Source organism: Lentimicrobium sp. S6, assembly GCF_013166635.1.
Taxonomy (GTDB): Bacteria; Bacteroidota; Bacteroidia; order Bacteroidales; family UBA12170; genus UBA12170.
Window position 1 is genome coordinate 1 of sequence record NZ_JABKBZ010000022.1, and the last position, 22,169, is coordinate 22,169.

Genomic DNA, 22,169 nt, shown 5'->3' on the forward strand with positions numbered 1-22,169 from the left:
GTGCTTGAAGATAAAAACACCTTTGTATTAAAAAGAGTAAAAAACAAAGAAGTCAGAAAGAAATAGTCTTGTAATCATATGTATATCTGTAACTTAAAAAAATAGACAGCTTAAGTTAACGCTAATGCCCTTCAGGGGGAGGAATGATAGAGCCACTGTATGTAATAATAGTTATATTGACAAATCCGCCTACCACTATCCCTATTAAAACAGCTAAAATATTTCTTAGAATTGATTTCATAATTTTGAATTTGATTATTTTCAAAACTAATAAATATTAGGATTATCTCAGCAAATTGGTGATAATTTATTAATCCAGAAAGACTCATTACTTTAATAAAAGGAATTATTCCATTTTTCTTTGTCCACTTATTATCACTAAATAAGACTATTTTAAATTGATGATTAGCTTTACAAAGCATCGATTTTAATTAATCCGTTGAAATCAGTGTAATTAGTGGATCTCTTTTTTTAAAGATTGAAGTGTTTAGATAAGTACTTATTCAAATCTAGAATAAAAACACATAATACAATGATATTCAGTCTTTTTACATTTTCCCCAACCCCAAGGGGAGCGAAAAAAGTATGCTCCAAAACAATTAGCTCTACAGTTTAGTAAAAAAAAACTTATAGCATACTGAATCAGACACTATTAAGCTATTAAGTAATTGAACACCTCAATTTAAAAACAATAGCGTCCTAATAATTATTAAAGATTCCTCGCTACGCATCGGAATGACAGGTGTTTTGACAACTCTTAGGAAGAAGGGCTTTGCTTTTTTCAATGCCAAAAGCAAAGCCCTTCTTCCTTCCTGTCAAACTCTAACACCCTGTCATTCTGAACGTAATGAAATGAAGTGAAGAATCTTTTTTAATATGGAACTCTTCTTTTGGACAGTATTGATTTAAAAATTATGTTTGTTAGCCTTATATTTACTTCATCCGAGTTTTTAACACAGCCTCAACCTCTTCATATTTAAAACCTTTTGCTTTTAATAGAATGAGATAATGATATAATAAATCCGCTGCTTCATTCAAGAATAAATCGTCATTGTCATCTTTAGACTCAATCACTAATTCTACAGCCTCCTCTCCTACTTTCTGGGCTACTTTATTAATACCTCTTTTATATAACTTATTGGTATATGATTGTTGGTCATCCTCCTCTATTCTTTGGTTAATAACACTTTCCAACTGATAAATGAATCCTTTAGCCGTTTCATCTTTAAAACAAGATGTACTACCCGTATGACAAGTTGGGCCTATAGGATTGGCTTTGATAAGAAGTGTATCTTGATCACAATCTAATTTGATATCTGTTACATAAAGGCAATTCCCAGATTCCTCTCCTTTTGTCCATAAACGATTTTTAGACCTGCTGAAAAAAGTGACTTTGTTTTCCTTTTGTGTTTTTTCAAAAGCCTCTTGATTCATATAAGCTAACATCAAGACTTGTAATGTTTTATCATTTTGAATGATTACTGGAACTAATCCATCATTCTTATTAAAATCTATATTCTGAATATTTATCATGTTATTTTTTTCTATTGATTATTGTAATTTCTAAGTTATTCTAACTGGAACTCCTTTTGTCATTAAAAACTGTTTCAGCACTGGAATCGGAATCTCACCATAATGAAAAATACTTGCAGCTAATCCTCCCGTTGCTTGTGTAGACTCAAACACTTCTTTGAAATGCTGCACTTTACCTGCTCCTCCCGAGGCAATAACTGGAATATTGACCGCTTGAGAAACCAGATTCGTGATTTCTAAATCGAATCCCGATTTGGTACCGTCGCTATTCATGGAAGTGAGTAATATTTCACCAGCGCCCAAGTCCCTAACTCGTTTTGCCCATTCTACTGTTTTTACTGAAGTTCTAGTCCTTCCTCCGTGGACAAATACCTGATGCTCACCCTCCTCAAATTTCGTATCTATGGCGACCACACAACACTGATTCCCAAACTTTCTCGATATTTCTGAAATCAATTCTGGTCTTTTTACAGCTGATGAATTGATACTCACCTTATCGGCTCCTGCATAAATAAGCTGACTAACATCCGCTAAAGAATTGATACCGCCACCCACCGTAAATGGAATATTAATAACTTTTGCGATTCTTTTCACCAATTCAATAAGGGTTTTGCGATTCTCAATGGTGGCTGTAATATCCAGGAAAACCAACTCGTCAGCACCTTCTTGCACATACCTCTCGGCCAGCTCTATGGGGTCACCTGCATCTCGGATACCAATGAAATTAATTCCTTTCACCGTTCTACCATCTCTGATATCTAAGCAAGGAATGATTCTCTTTTTTAGCATAGCTTCTCCAATTCTTTTAGGCTTATATTTCCTTCGTAAATGGCTTTTCCTATGATGGTGCCTTCACAACCTATTTCCGATAATTGCTTTAACTCCTTTATGGAAGTCACTCCTCCACTGGCTATTAAACTGATATCTAATTCTTTTAAAATCTCTTTATATAAATCTATGGATGAACCTATTAACATTCCATCCTTGCTCACATCGGTACAAATCACTTGTTGAATCCCCATGGCCTTTTTTTCTGTGATGAAGTCTATCACATCTATTTCAGAATGTTCTAACCATCCATTGGTGACTATCTTTCTTTGATTACAATCGGCCCCTAAAATGATTTTATTAGAACCATATTCTTGTAACCACTCAAAAAATAGCGGAGGATTTTTAATAGCTATACTTCCTGCTGTAATCTGATTTGCTCCAGATTCAAAGGCTATTCGGAGGTCATCATTTGATTTTAACCCTCCTCCAAAATCCACTTTTAAATTCGTATGGCGACATATCTTTTCAAGCATGGCATGATTCACAATATGATTGCTTTTGGCTCCATCTAAATCTACTACATGAAGATATTGTATGCCTGCATCCTGAAATTGCTTGGCTACCTCGAGGGGATTTTCATTATATATTTTCTTGGTCTGATAATCACCTTTCGACAAACGAACACATTTGCCATCAATGATATCTATTGCTGGTATTATTCTCATAATTCTAAAAAGTTTTTCAAGATTTGAGCACCAATTCCAGCCGATTTTTCAGGGTGAAATTGAGTAGCATAAAAATTATCTTTTTGCATGGCAGCACTGAATGGCAAAATATAATCTGTGGAGGCTATTGTTGAATCACAAATCTCCGCATAATAGCTATGAACAAAATAAACATCACTTTCTTTTCCAATACCGCTAAGCATGTTATTATCCTTACTTTTGAATGTATTCCAACCCATGTGAGGAACCATTTCATTTTCTGGAAACCTTTTGACTTTTGCATCGAAAATCCCAAGGCAATCTGTATTTCCTTCTTCACTATGCTGACACATCAATTGCATTCCCAAACAAATACCTATAACAGGTTGCTTTAAGGATTTGATGATTTTATCCAGCCCTTTTTGTTTTAATATAACCATGGCTGAACTGGCTTCTCCAACCCCAGGGAATATTACCTTATCGGCCTGTTTTATTATTGCCAAATCATCGGTCACCATGCTTTTACAACCCAAATTACTCAAGGCATTTCTCACAGAGCTGACATTTCCTGCATTATAATCTATTATGGCTATCATAGACTTCCTTTCGTGCTTGGGATAGAAAAACCATTGGTCTGATTAATTGCCATTCTGATAGACTTGGCAAAAGCTTTAAATATGGCTTCAATTTTATGATGTTCGTTTTGGCCTTCCGCTTTGATATTGAGATTACATTTGGCAGCATCGCTAAAGGATTTAAAGAAGTGGAAAAACATTTCTGAGGGCATTTCCCCAATCATCTCTCGTTTAAACTCTGCCTCCCAGACAAACCAGGGTCTACCCCCAAAATCTAAAGCCACCTGAGCCAAGCAATCATCCATGGGTAAAAGATATCCATAACGCTCTATTCCTTTTTTGGAGCCTAAAGCTTGTAAAAATGCTTCCCCAAGAACAATGGCTACATCTTCTATACTATGATGCTCGTCAACTTCCAAATCTCCTTTTACTGTTACAGAAAGGTCTAAATCTCCATGTTTGGCAATCTGCTCCAACATGTGATCAAAAAATCCCAAACCCGTTGATATTTCTGACTTCCCTCCTCCATCTAAATTGAGTTCGACTAGAATATCTGTTTCTTTGGTCTTTCTTTGAAGTTTAGATATTCTAGGTTTTGCTTTTAAAAACTCATAAATTGCTTTCCAACTGGTGGTATTCAAAACAGCAAGTTCATCTCCTTCCCCCATAAAAATCCCTTGGCCTTTTAGATTTACAGCCAAATCCATGTCACTTTTTCTATCACCAATCACAAATGATTGCGCCAAATCATAATCTCCATAGATATATTCTTGCAATAATCCTGTTTTAGGTTTACGATTTGGAGATTTCTCTTCCGGAAAGCTGTTGTCTATTTTGATGGCTGAGAAATGAATATTCTCATTTTCAAAAGCCTGGATGATTTTATTCTGTGCAGGCCAAAAGTCTGATTCTGGAAAGGAATCTGTTCCCAAGCCATCCTGATTGGTGACCATCACCAATTCAAAGTCTAACTCCATAACAATACGAGAAAGCCATTGAAACACGCCAGGATAAAACTCTAATTTCTCCAAGCTATCCAACTGAAAATCTTGAGGAGGCTCAATGACCAAAGTCCCGTCTCTATCAATAAATAATACCTTTTTCATTTAAATGTTTTTTAGTGCTTTTATTAATAATTGATTCTGCTCCGGTGTACCAATAGTCAGACGTAAAGCATCTTTTATTTCTTTGGATTTATCTCTGATAATGATGCCTTGATTTCTCAGGCTTTCCATCACCAAATCAGCCTGCTCAAATTCAACTAAAACAAAGTTGGATTCCGAAGGGAAAACGGTTTTAACCATGTTCATTTGTTCCAAAACACGAATCAAACGGAGTCTTTCAGTTTTGATTTCTGATATTTGCTTTGCTACCTTTCTCTTTTCAATAAGTGCGTCTACTACTTTAGTTTGGCTCAAAGAATTAACATTATAAGGCGGTTTTATTTTATTAAGAACCCCAATAACTTCAGGATGAGCAAAAGCCATACCCACTCGTAAACCAGCCAATCCATAGGCTTTACTCATGGTTTGCAGCAGCACCAAATTGGGCGTGGTTTCCAAAATACTAATTCCACTTTCGCTTACGGCGAAATCAATATAAGCTTCATCCAAAACTACTAATCCATAAAACCGGTCAGCTATCCTTTTCACCTCCTCCAAAGGGAAAGCATTCCCCGTGGGATTATTTGGTGAACAAATAAATAACAGACCTCCCGATTTTATATCCTTCTCTATTTCCTCTAGGGGGGGCAGTTGAAAATCTGTGTTTAATGGAATTTTAATGATTTCAACATTATTTATTTGAGCTGAAACTTCATACATTCCATAAGTGGGTGGGAATACGAAAGCCTTGTCTTCTTGTGGTTCGCAGAAAGCCCTGAATAATAAATCGATAATTTCATCACTGCCATTTCCAATGAAAATCTGATTTTCGTCAAGTCCTTTTATTTTGGAAAAAACCATTTTCAATTCTCTTTGTTGCGGGTCTGGATAACGATTCACAGCCGTTTCATAAGGATTTTCATTGGCATCAAGAAAAACTTGAGCACTACCTTGAAACTCCTCTCGTGCGGAACTATATGGAGTGAGCTCCTTAATGTTTTTTCTAGTTATTTGATTGATATTAAACATTTTCTATTTCTTTTAATCTGATGGATACTGCATTTTTATGTGCCATTAGGCCCTCGGCTTCTGCCATTACTTCTATTGTTTTTCCTAGATTGGATATTCCTGCTTTACTGAGTTCTTGAAAAGTGATTTTCTTCATAAAGCTATCTAATGAAACACCGCTATAATTTCTAGCAAAACCATTGGTGGGTAATGTATGATTGGTTCCACTGGCATAATCTCCAGCACTTTCACAGGAATAATTCCCTAAAAAGACGGAACCAGCATTCATCACTTTTTCAACATAATCGTTGGCTTTTTCGGAGGCTATAATTAAATGCTCTGGTGCATATTGATTACTAAATCTGAAACAATCACTCATATTCTCCAACAGAATGAATTTGCTATTTTCCAAGGCCTGTTTAGCTATCTCAGCTCGTGGTAATTCTTTGATCTGCTCCGAAATAGCCATCATGGCTTCCTCTAAAACAGATTCTTGGTCGCTTAACAAAATCACTTGGCTATCGCTTCCATGTTCGGCTTGAGAAAGCAAATCAGCTGCAATAAATTGGGGGAGGCTGGTCTCGTCAGCAATCACCAACACTTCACTGGGACCAGCTGGCATATCAATGGCTATACCCATTTGTTGGACGAGTTCTTTAGCTTTAGTCACATATTGATTTCCTGGGCCAAAAATCTTGTAAACGGGTGTGATAGTTTCCGTTCCAAAAGCCATAGCAGCAATTGCTTGAGCTCCTCCAACTTTGTATACCTTGTTAATCCCAATCAACTGAGCTGTATATAAAACAGCTGGATTTATCAGGCCATTTTCATCACAAGGCGTACACATAATAATCTCTTTACAAGCTGCTATTTGAGCAGGAATCCCTAGCATCAGAATAGTCGAAAACAATGGAGCTGTCCCACCAGGGATATAGAGTCCTACCTTCTCTATGGCTAGGCTTTTTCTCCAGCATTTTACTCCGAGACTGGTTTCTATTATTTCCTCTGTTACCTTTTGTGAAGTATGGAATTTCTCAATATTCGCCTTAGCAATATCTATGGCATCTTTTAATGCTTGTGGAACTAAGCCTTCAGCTTGTTCAAACTCAACATTACTCACTTGCAGGCTATTCAGCTCCGCCTTCTCAAACTGCAGCGCATAATTCTTTAAAGCTGAATCCCCATTTTTTTTGACCTCCTCAAAAATGGAATAAACCAATTCGCTAAGCTTTCTCGTTTCAATCTGGGGCCTTTGCATCAATAGGGGCCAATCCATTTCTTTGCTGTTCTTTATTATATTCATCATATCACCATTTTATCGATAGGAATAATTAATATATCTTCTGCCCCGGCAAGTCTCAACTCGTCAATCACTTCCCAAAACTTATTTTCATCAATCACAGAATGTAAAGAACACCAACCTTTCTCAGCCAATGGCAATATGGTAGGGCTTTTTAAAACGGGTAGAATTTTAGTGACCGCTTCAATTTTTTCCTCTCGCACATTCATTAAAATATACTTGCTGTTTTTAGCTCTCAAAACCGCCTTAATACGAAATAATAGATTCTCTAATAGCTCTTCTTTCTCAGCACTCATTTTCAATGATTTGATTAAAACTGCTTCGGATTTTAAAATCACTTGAGTTTGTCTTAATCCATTTTTAAACAAAGTAGAACCAGAGCTCACGATATCACAAATACCATCAGCAAGACCAATATTGGGGGCTATTTCAACGGAGCCAGAAATGGTATGTATATCAGCATTTATACCTCTTTTATTAAGAAACCCTCTTAAAGTATTGGGATAGGATGTCGCTATTCTCTTTCCCTCAAAATAACTGATATCATCATCTTCTACCTCTTTAGGAACAGCCAGGCAAACTTTGCACTTGGAAAAACCTAGCTTTTTAACCACCTCTACTTTCGACTGCTTCTCCACTAATAAATTCTCACCAATCATAGCAATATCGGCTACACCATCCTCAATATACTGAGGAATATCGGAGTTACGCAGGTATAAAATCTCTATGGGGAAATTGGCTACAGTGACTTTTAGCTGGTCGTTTCCATTATTAATAGAAATTCCACAGCTTTTGAGCAACTGTAGTGACTGTTCATTTAATCTTCCGCTCTTTTGGATGGCAATTTTTAATTTACTCATTTTAAAGTTTTATTTGCCTGAGTAAATTTGAGGGAATGGTATAAAAACAAAAAACCCATCTGATTTACTCAGACGGGTTGTGAAATATTTTTAGATTACATATATCATCTCCTGTTCGCCTGAGGGCAAATATGAAAATGATGATGATGTAATTGACTTAAATACATTATTTGTTTTTTTATTGTTGTGGCAAAATTACATTTTTTTTGGATTGTGCAAGAAATAATAAATATTTTTTGAAATGATTTGCTTAAACCAAGCTATTACAATCAACACTAAACACTGACAATCTGCTCCTTACAAACCTATATAAATTTATTGTTAATTGGGTATTCAAGATATTATAATAGAACGCTACGCTGTAGCTCAATTGAAAACATGTGACATGTTTTCTATAAAGAGCTTGGTGTTCTGCACCAAATTCTCTTCGGAAAAATCATTCTTCTTTAATTTCAAATATCATTGTTTTAATGAAAAAATTAAACAATCTCAATTTGACATAAATCATTCTACCATATTCACACTCAAGGTCCAGAACACCACCCTATTTATAAATGCATAAATCAGACATGAAGCCTAAGGTGAAGAGCACCGACCCTGTTTATAGAAACCGTATTCCCCAAATAAAACCAGAGGTGCAGCGCACCGTTCTATTTATCATTGATCAAAAAAAAGACCCAGCCAAAGGCCAGGTCTCAAATATATTTTAGGGGATACTATTATACCGATGAGAAATTGATGGAGTTTTAAATGAGATTTTAGCCTAATATATTTCTATCGGCATTAAGCATAGTAATTTTAAAGCTTCATTATAATCGCTTTAAAAAACAATGGCTATTAAATCCCATTACGAGATATCTTAATCAACTTCACTTCCACCGAACCTCCTTCTGGGAGAAGGCTGATATAATCGTTATCTTGATTCACCCACTTCACTTGTTTACCAATGCTGACAAAATAGCTGTGGTAGCCATCTGAGTTCTTTAGTGGAATGGAGTAACCTCCGCTTTGACTTCCACCTTTACCGAAATTCACAAATAGCTTCACGGCTTGTTCGGGGTCAGATAATTTCACTTCCAGAAGGATATAATTCTCACTTCTGTCTTTAAAAGAAATAGGGTCAAAAGTAAATTTCTCTTCATGGTTTTGGGCGATGGTCATTTTTCCATCGAGAATATGGACCATGGAATTTTTCTTAATGAGCTCAAAAATCTTATCAATCATTTCAGAAGGATATTTCTCGAATGGAAACACCGTCAAAGCCTTCTCAAAACTCAAAATAGATTCCTGATAATACTTGGTTCCATAGAAGCGTTCTCCATCAGCAATATATCGGTCATATTCTTTCTGCTGTGCTAAGAGTTCTTTCTCTAGAATAGCATTGATTTCTGCTAGCTTCTCTTGAGGATACAGCTCCTCTGTTTTTATTTCTGAAGCTTCCTGATAAGCTAATTTAGCAGTATCCCATTTCTTAGATCTAAAACTCTTATCACCATTATCTATAGCTTTCTGATAGGCCACATCTTTTTCTCTTTGGATTTTTGCTAATGCGGTTCTGGCCTCCTCTATTTTTTGTGGAGGATAGGTCTCATGAACATAAATGGCTTGAGCTTGTGTAAATAGGCTGATAGAGGTTTCGTAATCTTCAGCTACAAATGCTTGGTCTCCTTGCGCTACTAGACTTTCAAAGCGAGCTTGTTGATCAGCCATTAACGCTAAAATCCCATTGATTTCCTCTATCTTCTGCTGTGGATATAATTCCTCTGGTAAAATCTCTAATGCAGCCAGATATTTTGTTAAGGCCATATCGTAACCTTGTTCTTTAAAGGCAGCATCACCGGCAGCAATAGCTTTATCAAATTCCATTCTTTTGCGGGCAATATCTTGTAGAATCTGGTCTATTTCCATGATTTTTTGTCGTGGATAAACTTCCGTTGATAAATGCTCTAAGGCTGACTGATAACTTTGTTTTGCAGCTTCATGTTCAGAAGCAGCCAATTGGGCATCACCCTGAGTAACTGCAGCATCATAAGCGGCTCTAGTGGCGGCCATGGCATCTAAAATCGTTTGAATCTCGGTGATTTTTTCAGCAGGATAAGTCTTAGTAGGTAATATTGCTAAAGCTTCTTGAAAATGGCCTAAAGATGCTTCAAATTGACGCTCTTTAAACTCACCGTCTGCAGTATTTATTAATACCTGGTATTGCTCATGCTTTGCTACTAATTCATCTATCTTCACTATCTGTTCTTGAGGATAGGTTCTATCCGTAAAAATCAATGAAGCTTCTTGGTATTGTTCTTTGGATTTTGCAAAAGATTCTTGCTGCAATAAATCATCAGCTTTGGCTATCACTTTATCATATTCTGCGTTTTTCCTAGCTAGTTCCTCTAAAATATCTCTGATCTCGCTCATCTTTTGCTTAGGATATTCTTCCTCCACTTTAAGTATAGATGCAGCCTCATATTTAGTGATAGCCGTTTCATAATCTAATGCAGTAAACAATTGATCAGCTTCTAAAATGATGGCATCATATTGGGCTTGCAAATCAGCAATGGCTTGTAATTTTTCATTAATGATATTGATTTGCTCTTGAGGATAAACCTCCTCTGTTTTTATGTCTAAAGCTTCTTGATATTTAGGAAGTGCTAAACTCCACTCCTCTTTCACAAATTGCTTGTCGGCTTCTTTGATTAAAGCATCATACTGCTTTTGCTGGGCAGCTAGTTCCAATAAAATCCCATCTATCAGTTTCAATTGTGTTTGAGGATATGCTTCATTGGCTTTAATAACCAATGCTGCTTCATATTTATCGATAGATGCCGCATAGTCTTTTAACTCCAACAACTGGTCTGCCTCAGCTACTAAAGCATCATACTGTGCTTGCTGAGCAGCTAACTCACCTAATAGATTATTTAATTCGGAGATTCTTTCCTTTGGATAGGCCTCCTCCGTTTTGATTTGAGATGCAAGAGTATAATTTGTTAAAGCATCTTGCCAGCTATTGGATTGATAGAAAGCATCTGCATCGGCAATGGCTTTGGCATAGGCCGCTTCCATTTCGGCCAACTCTGCTAACTTTTTATCAATTTCTTGAATTTGAGTTTGAGGATAAACCTCATTGGCTTTTATTCCAAGTGCTTCTTGATATCCTTCTTTAGCCACTTGCCATTCTTGAATAGCAAATTTTTCATCGGCAGCAGCAATAGCAGCCTCATAAGCCGCTTGTTGTTCTGCTTGTGATTTCAGCAAGTTTTGAATGGCTAAAATCTGTTCCTTAGGATAAGCCTCCTCTGTTTTTAATGCAGATGCTTCCTCATATTTAGTGATGGCAGCATTATAAGATTCTGCATCTCTATTTTGGTCAGCGGCAGCAATGGCTTCTGAATATAATCTATCATTTTCAGCTATTTGCAATAGGATGGCTTCTATTTCCGCAATCTTCTCTTTAGGATAAGCTTCCTCTGTTTTCATTTCAGAAGCTTGTTTATATTGCCCTAATGATATTTCATAGCTCTTCTCTGCTAAGGCTGCATCCGCCGATTGAATTAACTGAGCATACAGTGCATCTTGATCTGCCATTTCCTTGAGGAGGGCATCAATTTTAGCAATTTGTTCAGTCGGATAAGTCTCGTTGGACAAGATAGTGAGTGCCTCTTGATACTTGGCTTTAGAATCCACATAAGTACTGGCTGCAAACAATTCATCAGCGCTAGCAATTAAGGCATCATATTGAGCCTTCTGAGCAGCTATCGCTTCCAGTTTTGCATCAATATCAGCAATACGAGTTTTGGGATATTCCTCCTCAGCTTTGATTTCTAAAGCATCCTCATAAGCGGTTCTTGCCATTTCCCATTCACTTTGGTCATAATAAGCATCAGCTTTTGTAATGGCAGCTTGATATGCCGCATTTTTATCCGCCATAGCTTGCAATAAACCATCAATCTCGGCAATACGCTGCTGAGGATGGCTTTCGTTGGCAAAAATCACTATAGCTTCTTGGTATTTACCTTTAGACTCTGAATAAGTCTGGGTTCCAAATAAGGCATCAGCTTCAACAATTAGTGCATCATAAGCCGCTTGTTGTGCTGCTTGGTCTTTTATCTTCTGGTTGATTTCAGCAATTCTATCTTGTGGATATTGTTCTGCGGGTTTTAATCCCAAAGCAGTTTGATAAGAATCTAAAGCTGATGTCCACTCGGTAGCATCAAAGGAAGCATCACCATCGGCAATAGCTTTGGCATAAGCGGCTTCTTTATTGGCTAGAATTCCATCAATCTCGGCAATCTTTTCTTGAGGATAAGTTTCGCTAGGTAGAATGGTCAATGCTTCTTGGTATTTGGCTTTGGCATCTTCATAAGTCTGAGTTCCGAATAAAGCATCAGCTGCCGCTATGATGGCATCATATTCTGCTTGTTTGGCTTCTTGGTCTTTTATCTTTTGGTTGATTTCTGCAATTCTATCTTGGGGATATTGTTCCGCTGGTTTTAATCCTAATGCAGTTTGATAAGAAGCTAGAGCTGATGTCCACTCGCTAGCATCAAAGGAAGCATCACCATCGGAAATGGCTTTGGCATAAGCCGCTTCTTTGTTGGCTAAGATTCCGTCAATCTCTGCAATCTTTTCTTGAGGATAAGTTTCGCTAGGTAGAATGGTCAATGCTTCTTGGTATTTGGCTTTGGCATCTTCATAAGTTTGAGTTCCGAATAAAGCATCTGCGGCCACAATGATGGCATCATATTCTGCTTGCTTGGCTTCTTGGTCTTTTATCTTTTGGTTGATTTCTGCAATTCTATCTTGGGGATATTGTTCTGCTGGTTTTAATCCTAAAGCCGTTTGATAAGAAGCTAGAGCAGCGGTCCATTCTGTGGCTTCAAAGGAAGCATCACCATCTGCAATGGCTTTTGCATAAGCTGCTTCTTTATTGGCTAAGATTCCGTCAATCTCTGCAATCTTTTCCTGAGGATAAGTTTCGTTTGGAAGAATAGCTAAAGCCTCTTGGTATTTGGCTTTGGCCTCTTCATAAGTCTGAGTTCCAAAATGACCATCTGCTGCCACAATGATGGCATCATATTCTGCTTGTTTGGCTTCTTGGTCTTTTATCTTTTGGTTGATTTCTGCAATTCTATCTTTTGGATATTGTTCCGTTGGTTTCAATCCTGAAGCTGTTTGATAAGAAGTTAAGGCATGAGCCCAATCTCTGTTATCAAATTTAGAATCACCTTCAGCTATGGCAGCAGCATAGGATGCATCTTTATCTGCCATTCCTTGTAATAAAGCATTTATTTCTGCTATTTTAGTCTTAGGATATTCTTCACTTGGCTTTAATTCTGAAGCTTTTTGAAAATGGCCTAAGGCTAAAGACCAAGCACTTGCTGTAAATTGTTCGTCACCAAATTTGATTTCTTCTTGGTAAGCTAATTCTAAATCGGCGAAATCTTTCATGATTCCCTCAATAATGGCCATTTGATCTTTAGGATAAGCCTCCTCTGTTTTCAGCTGAGAGGCTAATTTATAATTATCAAAAGAGGGTGCATATTCCTTAGCCTGAAATTCTACATCTGCCTGTGCGATTAGCTCATCATATTTTTCGGCATCTGCAGCTAATTTGACCAATAAACCATTGATGATTTCTATTTGTGCAGGAGGATAGTTTTCTTTAGGCTTTAATTCGCTAGCACTTGCATAAATTCCAAGCGCGGCTTGATATTCTAGAGCTTCAAATTTAGCATCGGCTTGAGCAATAAGGTCGGCATAGTTGCCTTCCATGGCTCTGATTCTTCTTTGCTCCTCTATAGTATTGATGTCCTCAATTTTATATTTAGGATACATTTCTTCAGACTTAATTTGAGAAGCAATGAGGTATGCTGATTTGGCATCACTAAGCTTTTCTTGCTCGAATAACTTATCGGCATTGGCAATGGCATCCTCGTACTTCTTATCCAATTCCTTTTGAGCACCAAGTCTTCTTTCAATTTCACTGATACGTGATTTTGGATAAACCTCCTCCGATTTTATCTCTAAGGTTTGCTGATAGGCTAATAGCGCAGGAGATAAACTGTCAACAGCATATAAATCATCAGCTATCTTCAAGGCAGCTAAATAGCTTGCATCCAGTTCTTTTTGCGCATTGATTAAAGCATCAATCTCATCAATTTTTTCTTGAGGATAGACTTCGTTTGGCTTCAGGTTTTTGGCTGCATAATAATCGTAAAGGGCATTCTCATAATCCTTGGCTTGGTACTTGGCATCCCCTGCCATGATTAAGGCTTGGTATTTATCTGCAGCTTCTAAAACAGACTGGATTTCAGCTAGTTTATCTTTTGGATATTGTTCATCTGCAATTAATAATGAAGCTTCGGTATAGGATTCAATGGCCTTTTCATAAGACTTCTGCTCAAAACTTCTATCGGCTTTGGCTATTATTTTATCGTATTCTTCTCTATTGGCTTGTTGGGCTCTAACCTCTTTACATTCTTCCTTTAACTCATTCACTCTATCTATCACCAATTGAGCCCTTTGCTCATCAATATAGAAATTGCCTTTGTTCTTATGATAAGTAATTTCAGTTAATGGCCTATCAAGAATAGAAAGGTCTACAGAACAATCGGGGAATAATTCCACCACTAAATCATATTCAAAGATAGTATTGTGATTTACATCGCGAGGCAGGGCAGTATTGACATCAAATATCTTCTGCACATAATTGGATTTATAGAACTTAATTTGATAGTTGGAGTTTAAATTCAATTTGAATTTGTGTCTTCCATTTGTTCCAATTTCGGCAGTTTCTTTTACACTACCTCCTTCTATTAGCTGAATTCGAGCATCAAATAATCCATTGTCATTTTCATGAACAAAACAGGAAATTTCGATATATCCCGTTGCTAAAAGGATGTCAATTTCTAATAACTGATCTTTCGGGTATTGCTCATCTGGTTTCAATTCAACAGCCTTGGAATACCTAGAAAACGCAGATTGATATTTCTTATCTTTAAAAAGCTGATCACCATCAGCAATAGCTTTGGCATAGTCTGTTTCCAACTTATCAGCTTTGGCTTGTTCTTTATCTAATCCAGAATTAATCTTTGTCAACATGTTGGCGGCATAGGTTTTCTCAGGGAGAAGGGCAATAGCTTTTTGATACTCTGACTTAGCAGCGGCCAAATCCTTGTCCACATATAATTTATCAGCAACAGCAGTAATTTGGTCATATTCTTTTTCTTTCTCAATGAAGACCTTCATTTTAGCAATTTGAGCTATAGCATATTCATCTCCAGGTTTTGTTTCCAATGCTAATTCATACTGGCTTAATGCTTCAGAAAATTTTTGATAATTGAGCTGTTGGTCAGCCTTGAGGATGGCTTGCTCGTATTTCTGTCTATTGGAATCTTGGTTTTGGAGTATATTGGCAATCTTGATAATCTGATCATTGGGATATTTCTGAGCGGCATCAACATTAGCAGCATCGCGATAGAAACTAATGGCCTGCTCGTATTCCTGTTTTACAAAATGCTCATCGGCGGTTTTTATAGCTTGTTCGTAAACCGAATTCTTCAAATTAGCCGCCTCTAATAATGTTTGAGACTCCTCTAATCTTGATTTCGGATGTGCTTCGTAGGCAATAAGCGCAAGAGCTTTTTCATAATTGACGATGGCCGTTTCATAGTCTTTTACATCAAAAGCTTCATCGGCAGTTTCTATATATTCATCATATTCACCTCTTACGGCCATTTCTGCTTTAAGGAGGTTGATGATTTCCTGAACTTTTTCATTAGGATAAGCCTCCTCCGGATTGAGTTTTGCAGCTAATTGGTAGGTAGCTTTAGCATTATAGTAATCCTTGTTTTGGTAGTATTCATCTGCCGATTTTATCACCGATGCATAATCCTTAACCTCTTGGGCCCAAATTGAACCAGTGAAAAGGATAAAAAAGGCCAATAGGCTGATGATGTTTTTTGTATTCTTACTATTCATAAAAGTATTTTCAGGCTTTAGAACTAGTTTAAACTTAGACTTAAAATTGTGAGCAATCTGTTGTCATCATTAAACATATTCTTAAAAGATTATCAAAATATAACGTTTCGTCCCTTGCTTTATTGCTTATTGTATTTGACCATCAACCAGGTGTACCGTACGATCGCAAAGCGATGCCAAATGTTCATCATGGGTCACCATTATAAAGGTTTGTCCAAACTCATCGCGGAGTTGGAAAAACAAGCGATGTAGTTCTTCGGTATTGGTTCTATCGAGGTTTCCAGAAGGCTCATCGGCAAAAACCACTTTCGGCTGATTGATTAAAGCCCTTGCAATGGCCACTCTTTGTTGCTCCCCTCCCGATAACTCAGAAGGTTGATGCGTTAAGCGGTGATCCATTTTCAAAAACTCTAGAAGCTTCTTTGCTTCTCTCTCTACTTCTCGAAAATCTCGTTTGCCAATAAAACCAGGCATACAAACATTCTCTAAACAATTAAACTCAGGTAATAAATGATGAAATTGAAATACAAAGCCAATATTCTGATTTCTGAAATCCGCTAGCTTTTGCTCCTTCAAATCGAAGACAGAAACACCATCAATCAAAACCTCCCCTTCAGAAGGTTTATCCAAAGTCCCCAATATTTGTAATAGTGTGGTTTTACCAGCACCAGAAGCACCAGTAATCCCTAAGACTTCGGAGGAATTCACTTGAAAATCGATACCTTTCAGTACTTGTAGATCTCCGTATGACTTCTTGATATTTCTAGTTTGTATCATCATTTCTATTTAACCCGCAAATATCAGATTATTTTGGGAATAAAAGGACTTCTAAAAGGGGTATCACTTAATTATTTATCAAACCTTCGGTGGTTTTTAACTTAATTTAAATGTTGAGGATATTTTGATTGAAAAGCAAAGCCATTATTTTAGAAATATTGGCTTATTCTATTGATTCGGCATATGAATCTTATTTAAGAGTTTAATTCTTCCTAGTTTCTTGAATAGCTCACTTCGAAGAAGATTTTAAAGCTATAAATTCAATTGAAATAAGGTCATTGCGAATAAAGTAAAGCAATCTCATTAAATCTAGACCAGCTTTTTAATGCCAGAATTAGACATTGAAGATTAAAAATTTGGATTAAATGTTCATTGTATGGGTTTCGATTTTCATAAGGTATGACTTCCTTTTCTTTAAGCTGTTTCGATGCCTGAATAGGAAATCTGCGCAAACAGACCTATTTTAGAGATTACTTCTATTCTATCTTTTTAAGGATGGTATTAGATACAATTTTCGTTTTTCCTTCTTTACAAACTGGTTTCTCAAACTTATAACATCTTTGATATATAGTATTTTTTCTTAAATTTGAGCTGTTTTTGATTTCACAGTATGATTTATATCAAAACAAACTATCTTATGGAGTCCAGAAACCATAATTAAACGGGGAGTATCCGAAAAGCCAGAAGAGTAGGAAAATCAACAATCAAAATCAATATTATGGATGCTCAAAAAGTAGACATGTTTATCATTAGCAACAACAAATTCTTTGAAAGTCATAGAGTTGTTCAAATTCGTGAAAAAATGCTTGAAATGGATGAATCAAAATGGGGATTTATTCAAACGCTTCAGTTTAAAGATCCAACTATTGCCTTAATCATCTCCTTATTGGGTGGTTCATTAGGTATTGACAGGTTCTTTATTGGTGATACAGGCTTAGGCATAGGTAAACTATTGACTTGTGGTGGCTTGGGTATATGGGCCATTATTGACTGGTTTTTGATTATGGGGGCAACCAGAGAAAAAAACATAGAAATATTAGCACAAGTGATGCGCTAATCTATTGAAGCCTACAAAATTTTATATTATTGTTTTAGGCGCTTGCATGGCAGGATATATTTGGCTTGGACTTCAAACCTATTTGCCCTCTGATAAAGTTGGCCTCTGTTTGATCAAACAAAGCACAAATATCCCCTGCCCTTCTTGTGGTACCAGTAGATCTATTTTGAGCATTTGTAAAGGTGAATTTTCGCAGGCTCTCCAATGGAATCCTTTAGGTTATATTTCACTTTTTATCACGCTCATTTCTCCTTTTTGGATCCTTTTGGATTGGGTATCCAATAAAACCACCTTCTTCAAAGCCTATAAAAACATTGAAATTCAATTAAAAAAACCCATCATCTATATTCCAAGTATAATATTAGTATTGGCCAATTGGATTTGGAATATTCTAAAAGGATTATGATTCAAATTAAACCATTTCATTACCAGCCTAGCGAGCATGAAGCTGAGAAAGCTTCCAATAGTTATCTGATGTCCCTAGTAGCTTTAGTAGGAGGGCTGCCTTTCCCTATTATTAACTTATTTGCTACTCTTTTCTTTTATATTGCCAATAGAAAAGGGACAGGCTTTGTAAGATGGCACTGCAAACAAGCACTCTTTTCGCAATTATCCCTCCTCTTCATAAATACTGTTGCTTTTTGGTGGACCATCGCTATTCTCTTCGAAAGCGAAATTATTACCAACTTTTATATATCCTATATTATAAATGCGCTTATTTATAATATAGCCGAGTTTATTGCAACGGTGTATACCGCTATTCAAACCCGAAAAGGACTGCATGTGAATTGGTATTTTTATGGAAATCTATGTGATTGGCTCACTAAGGATTCCAATGTCAAAGAAATAGATTCTCCATTCCTATAAAGATTAAATGATGAACAAATTATTCACCGAAGGGCTCCTCATAATTATCATATTCTTTGTCAGTCTTTTTATGATCAATCAAATCAACTGGATGACTTTTTTCCAAGTAGAAAAAAAGACGGAAAATTTAGAAGAAGAGCTTGGAGAACTGTTCTATGATTTTATCTTACAGGATTATATTGAGATTCAAGATGAGAATACTCTGATAATCATAGATTCAATTTTCTTTAGAATCACCGAACAAAACCACATAGATTCTGATAAAATTCAAATCCACATCATCGATAATAAAGAAGTAAATGCTTTTGCATTACCTGGAAATCATTTAATTATCAATACTGGATTAATGAGTTCCACAGACTCGCCAGAAGAACTAGCTGGAGTTATCTGTCATGAAATCGCACATATAGAACTGGATCATATAATGAAAAAACTGGTTAAAGAAGTTGGGGTGAGTTTATTAGTTTCTTTGGCTGGAGGAAATTCAGGATCTGAAGTTTTAGCAGAAACAGTTAGACATTTATCCTCCTCAGCATTCGACAGAAAACTTGAAAAGGAAGCTGATTTAAAAGGCGTTGATTACTTAATAAATTCGAATATCGACCCCAATCCTTTTGCCGATTTCTTTTATAAGATAGAAGACAATGATGATTTTATAAAGCATTTCTCATGGCTAAATACCCACCCAGAATTAAAAGCTAGAGCTCAATATATTGTAGAATATATCAATAAAAAAGAATATCAATCTGAACCCATTATTTCTGCATCTTCCTGGAAGATACTAAAGGAAACAACTAATTAATCAGCAGCAAACACCTGACCTTGAGTATCTAATATTTGAAATAATATAATTCCACACAAAGAAAAGGCAAAGGAAAATCGCTAAGCTTGCAAAAGAAGATAGAACGCAGATGACACTGATTTGACGGATTTTCGCTGATTAGATTTTATAATAAGACAAGATTTCGTGTATTAGAATGTTCGCCACCACCCCAGATCTCCTCCTCAATCGTTTACCATTCCTTACAATTCCTCAAGTCTCCAAGTCTCACTTTCACCAGTTCTCCAGCTCGTTCTTACTTCATCTCGATATGAAAAACAATTCTTTCAGTAGCACACAACCTTGAACCTTGAACCTTGAACCTTGAACCTTGAACCTTGAACCTTGAACATCTAAACTTTGAACTTTTAGTTTATAACTCCAATACATATTTAAAACCCAGCCCAAAGGCCAATAGCACCCGCCAATAATCCCACAGCTACATTTATTGCCTTCATGGTGAAAAAGCTTTTTCTGGATTCTGCTAGTAATGGTAAGGCACCATGTCCGTCTTGAACAATGGAGCTAGCCAATAATACACTAAATGGAATTAAGCCTTGGAAAAACATAATAACAAATACCAAGTGTGGGCCAGATTCCGGAATAATTCCAATTAGAACTGCAAGCAGCAATACCATCCAAATATTATCAGTTATCCACTCGTTAAGCTCATAAAACTGTCCTAAAAAGGCAATTAAAATCATGGCACCAAAAGACCAGCCTAAAATCTTTAAAAAGTGTTTTTTGATCACATGACCCCAAAGGTGATCCTCCAAAAAGTGATCGGAGGAAGTTAAGAAAATATATAAAGCCGTTATCATTACAATCACATAAGTAAGCATAATCCAGTCGATTGTAAAAGATTCGTGGCCATGCTCGTGATCGTGGTCGTGAATATGCTGAGGTTGGGCTCCATCAAGAGTTGAAATATCAAAATGCTCATGGTGAAAAACGCCAGTGGCCATTCCAATCAAAAAGGAAACTACTCCGAAAATTAATATAGCCCTGATAAAAGTGATATTCTTTAAATTCTGAATAATGGATGTAGCTGACTGAGGATGGGCATCTACTTCATGTTGGTGGACTTCCATGTGTCCAGGAGGAACACAGAAAAACTCAAATCGCTTTCCAAAATACATCAATAAAACTCCAACAGCAATGGCAATCGCCATCACAATTAAATTAATTAGAAGCGCATACTCCGGAATTAATGAAAACATTACAAAAGCTTCATCTCCAGAAGTAGCTATCATGGCTGTCACCAATGCTGCAAACCGAATGACTTCATGTGCATAGAGCGAAACAATGGTATAAGCCCCCAAGCAACCAGGAACAATTCCTAACACCGCCGCAAAGATGATCTGAAGGAAAGGAGATTCCTTCAAGCGATGCGCCCAGTCTCCTCTAGTTTTTACATTCATATATTCTATCACCATCATCATGACCATCACAAAGGTGGTAATCATAATAGTTTGGCTGATAATTTTATGAAATTCAATATTTTCTAACATACTATAAGTATTTCCAAATCATATAAAACACACTAAATAAACTTAAGAATATCATACCCACCCAAGCATAAATTTTAAGCCACTTGGGAGCTTGGTCGTCTTTATCAATAGACATCATAGCCCAATAATTGAGGATGGCTAATAGTGGAGCTGTCACAAAAGAAATGGTGGTGGCCAAGTCTACCATAAACTTCATACTCTTGCCAAACCAAATCATCAGACCCCAAGAACCCAAAACCAAAACCACCATCCAAATAAGATAGTTTTTATTTTGAGACGTATTATTAAGTTTTTTGGAGGGCAAAAGTAAGCTAAAAGTTGGTTCGAGCACACGAGGGTAAGCATCTAAAACAGTAATTGAAGTTGAAAGCATAGTGGTGAAAGCAGCTACTCCTATAACATAATAAGCCCAATGACCTAAACTGGCAGTATACATGTTCACCAATTGCCCAGCAAATGCAACTCCTTTATCAGAAAACTCTTGACCACTCCCATACATTACAAAAGCTCCTAATGCTAAGAAACCAATAGCTAAAAATGCAGTTCCTATATACCCAATATTGAAATCTCTAATGACAGCTCTCATATTGGGTTTTTCATTACCTTCCTCATATTTTGCCTCTGTCCATGTTGAGTGCCAAACAGATATATCAATAGGTGCTGGCATCCAACCAACAAAAGCTATCAAGAAAGCAATATCAAAGGCATTGGTCCAATCAAAATGATAGATCCCAGCCAATTCAGATTTAAATGAGAAAGCTATTGCAAAAATGGTACTAACTGTTAAAACTAGGATAATATATTTCATACCCTTTTCTAAAATCCGAAATTTTCCGATAATTAGAAAAACCATAATTAAAACCATTATCCCCATTGTCATCCACTTAATATCAGCAGATAAACCAGTCAAACCACCCAATAACCCAGCAGTCACCATACTTACAGCTACTGTTATGACAAACATGGTAGATAAGGTAAACAAAGCATATAAAACCAAAGCCCATTTTCCTATTTTTTTATAGCCATGCACTAGACTTTTCCCTGTACTTGCTGCATATCTTGGTGCAAATTCGAAAAACGGATACTTGAGTATATTAGCCAATAATAATACTCCAATTAAACCAAAACCATAACTAGCACCTGCTCTTGTGCTTTGCACTAAATGAGAAACTCCCACGGCAGCGCCAGCATATAAAAGCCCTGGTCCAAGATTTTTTAATATTGAAACGATTTTCATTCGTATTATTTGATATACAAAATTACATTATTCTTTATTGTTAAAAATAAAAATTGACTTCATAGACAATTT

The 22,169-nt window shown here is 36.5% G+C and carries 16 protein-coding genes; 4 read left to right on the plus strand and 12 right to left on the minus strand.

The window, feature by feature from the left end:
- Positions 1-933 precede the first annotated feature (933 nt).
- The 10 genes from hisIE to HNS40_RS09280 form a co-directional block, all read right to left on the minus strand.
- Positions 934-1,533 (minus strand): bifunctional phosphoribosyl-AMP cyclohydrolase/phosphoribosyl-ATP diphosphatase HisIE, encoded by a 600-nt coding sequence (gene hisIE / locus HNS40_RS09235; protein ID WP_172279990.1) that lies wholly within the window; start codon positions 1,531-1,533, stop codon positions 934-936.
- A 30-nt stretch (positions 1,534-1,563) separates the two neighbouring features.
- On the minus strand, positions 1,564-2,322 hold the full coding sequence (gene hisF, locus HNS40_RS09240) for an imidazole glycerol phosphate synthase subunit HisF (protein ID WP_172279992.1): 759 nt from the start codon (positions 2,320-2,322) through the stop codon (positions 1,564-1,566).
- The gene (hisA, locus tag HNS40_RS09245) at positions 2,316-3,032 is read right to left on the minus strand and encodes a 1-(5-phosphoribosyl)-5-[(5-phosphoribosylamino)methylideneamino]imidazole-4-carboxamide isomerase (protein WP_371742932.1); all 717 of its coding nucleotides are present in this window, start codon (positions 3,030-3,032) and stop codon (positions 2,316-2,318) included. Before hisA ends, hisF begins: the two co-directional genes overlap by 7 nt.
- Positions 3,026-3,604: an imidazole glycerol phosphate synthase subunit HisH gene (hisH, locus tag HNS40_RS09250; protein ID WP_172279996.1), complete on the minus strand. Its 579-nt coding sequence runs from the start codon at positions 3,602-3,604 to the stop codon at positions 3,026-3,028. Before hisH ends, hisA begins: the two co-directional genes overlap by 7 nt.
- The gene (gene hisB, locus HNS40_RS09255) at positions 3,601-4,689 is read right to left on the minus strand and encodes a bifunctional histidinol-phosphatase/imidazoleglycerol-phosphate dehydratase HisB (RefSeq protein WP_172279998.1); all 1,089 of its coding nucleotides are present in this window, start codon (positions 4,687-4,689) and stop codon (positions 3,601-3,603) included. Before hisB ends, hisH begins: the two co-directional genes overlap by 4 nt.
- The gene (gene hisC, locus HNS40_RS09260) at positions 4,690-5,715 is read right to left on the minus strand and encodes a histidinol-phosphate transaminase (protein WP_172280001.1); all 1,026 of its coding nucleotides are present in this window, start codon (positions 5,713-5,715) and stop codon (positions 4,690-4,692) included.
- Positions 5,708-6,997, minus strand: coding sequence for a histidinol dehydrogenase (gene hisD, locus HNS40_RS09265; protein ID WP_216663793.1), 1,290 nt, complete (start codon positions 6,995-6,997; stop codon positions 5,708-5,710). The genes hisC and hisD overlap by 8 nt, the downstream gene beginning before the upstream one ends.
- The gene (gene hisG, locus HNS40_RS09270; protein WP_172280005.1) at positions 6,997-7,854 is read right to left on the minus strand and encodes an ATP phosphoribosyltransferase; all 858 of its coding nucleotides are present in this window, start codon (positions 7,852-7,854) and stop codon (positions 6,997-6,999) included. Before hisG ends, hisD begins: the two co-directional genes overlap by 1 nt.
- An 837-nt stretch (positions 7,855-8,691) precedes the next feature.
- Positions 8,692-15,828, minus strand: coding sequence for a hypothetical protein (locus tag HNS40_RS09275; RefSeq protein ID WP_172280007.1), 7,137 nt, complete (start codon positions 15,826-15,828; stop codon positions 8,692-8,694).
- Positions 15,829-15,954: 126 nt separating this feature from the next.
- Positions 15,955-16,605 (minus strand): ABC transporter ATP-binding protein, encoded by a 651-nt coding sequence (locus tag HNS40_RS09280; protein ID WP_172280024.1) that lies wholly within the window; start codon positions 16,603-16,605, stop codon positions 15,955-15,957.
- Between the two features lie 718 nt (positions 16,606-17,323).
- On the opposite strand from HNS40_RS09280, the gene HNS40_RS09285 reads away from it, so the two are divergent.
- From HNS40_RS09285 to HNS40_RS09300, 4 genes are read left to right on the plus strand one after another with little or no spacing between them, the layout of a single operon-like run.
- Positions 17,324-17,662, plus strand: a complete 339-nt coding sequence (locus HNS40_RS09285; protein ID WP_172280026.1) for a TM2 domain-containing protein — start codon at positions 17,324-17,326, stop codon at positions 17,660-17,662.
- A 46-nt stretch (positions 17,663-17,708) separates the two neighbouring features.
- Entirely contained in the window at positions 17,709-18,068 is a 360-nt protein-coding gene (locus tag HNS40_RS09290) for a DUF2752 domain-containing protein (protein ID WP_172280028.1), read from the plus strand.
- A complete protein-coding gene (locus HNS40_RS09295) occupies positions 18,065-18,529 on the plus strand; it encodes a DUF4870 domain-containing protein (protein ID WP_172280030.1) in 465 nt (154 codons plus the stop codon). The genes HNS40_RS09290 and HNS40_RS09295 overlap by 4 nt, the downstream gene beginning before the upstream one ends.
- 7 nt (positions 18,530-18,536) lie before the next feature.
- The gene (locus HNS40_RS09300; RefSeq protein ID WP_172280032.1) at positions 18,537-19,331 is read left to right on the plus strand and encodes a M48 family metallopeptidase; all 795 of its coding nucleotides are present in this window, start codon (positions 18,537-18,539) and stop codon (positions 19,329-19,331) included.
- Between the two features lie 410 nt (positions 19,332-19,741).
- Here HNS40_RS09300 and HNS40_RS09305 read toward each other — a convergent pair whose 3' ends face one another.
- The gene (locus HNS40_RS09305; RefSeq protein ID WP_172280034.1) at positions 19,742-20,860 is read right to left on the minus strand and encodes a putative manganese transporter; all 1,119 of its coding nucleotides are present in this window, start codon (positions 20,858-20,860) and stop codon (positions 19,742-19,744) included.
- A 1-nt stretch (position 20,861) separates the two neighbouring features.
- The gene (locus HNS40_RS09310; protein WP_172280036.1) at positions 20,862-22,097 is read right to left on the minus strand and encodes an Nramp family divalent metal transporter; all 1,236 of its coding nucleotides are present in this window, start codon (positions 22,095-22,097) and stop codon (positions 20,862-20,864) included.
- Between the last annotated feature and the right edge of the window lie 72 nt (positions 22,098-22,169).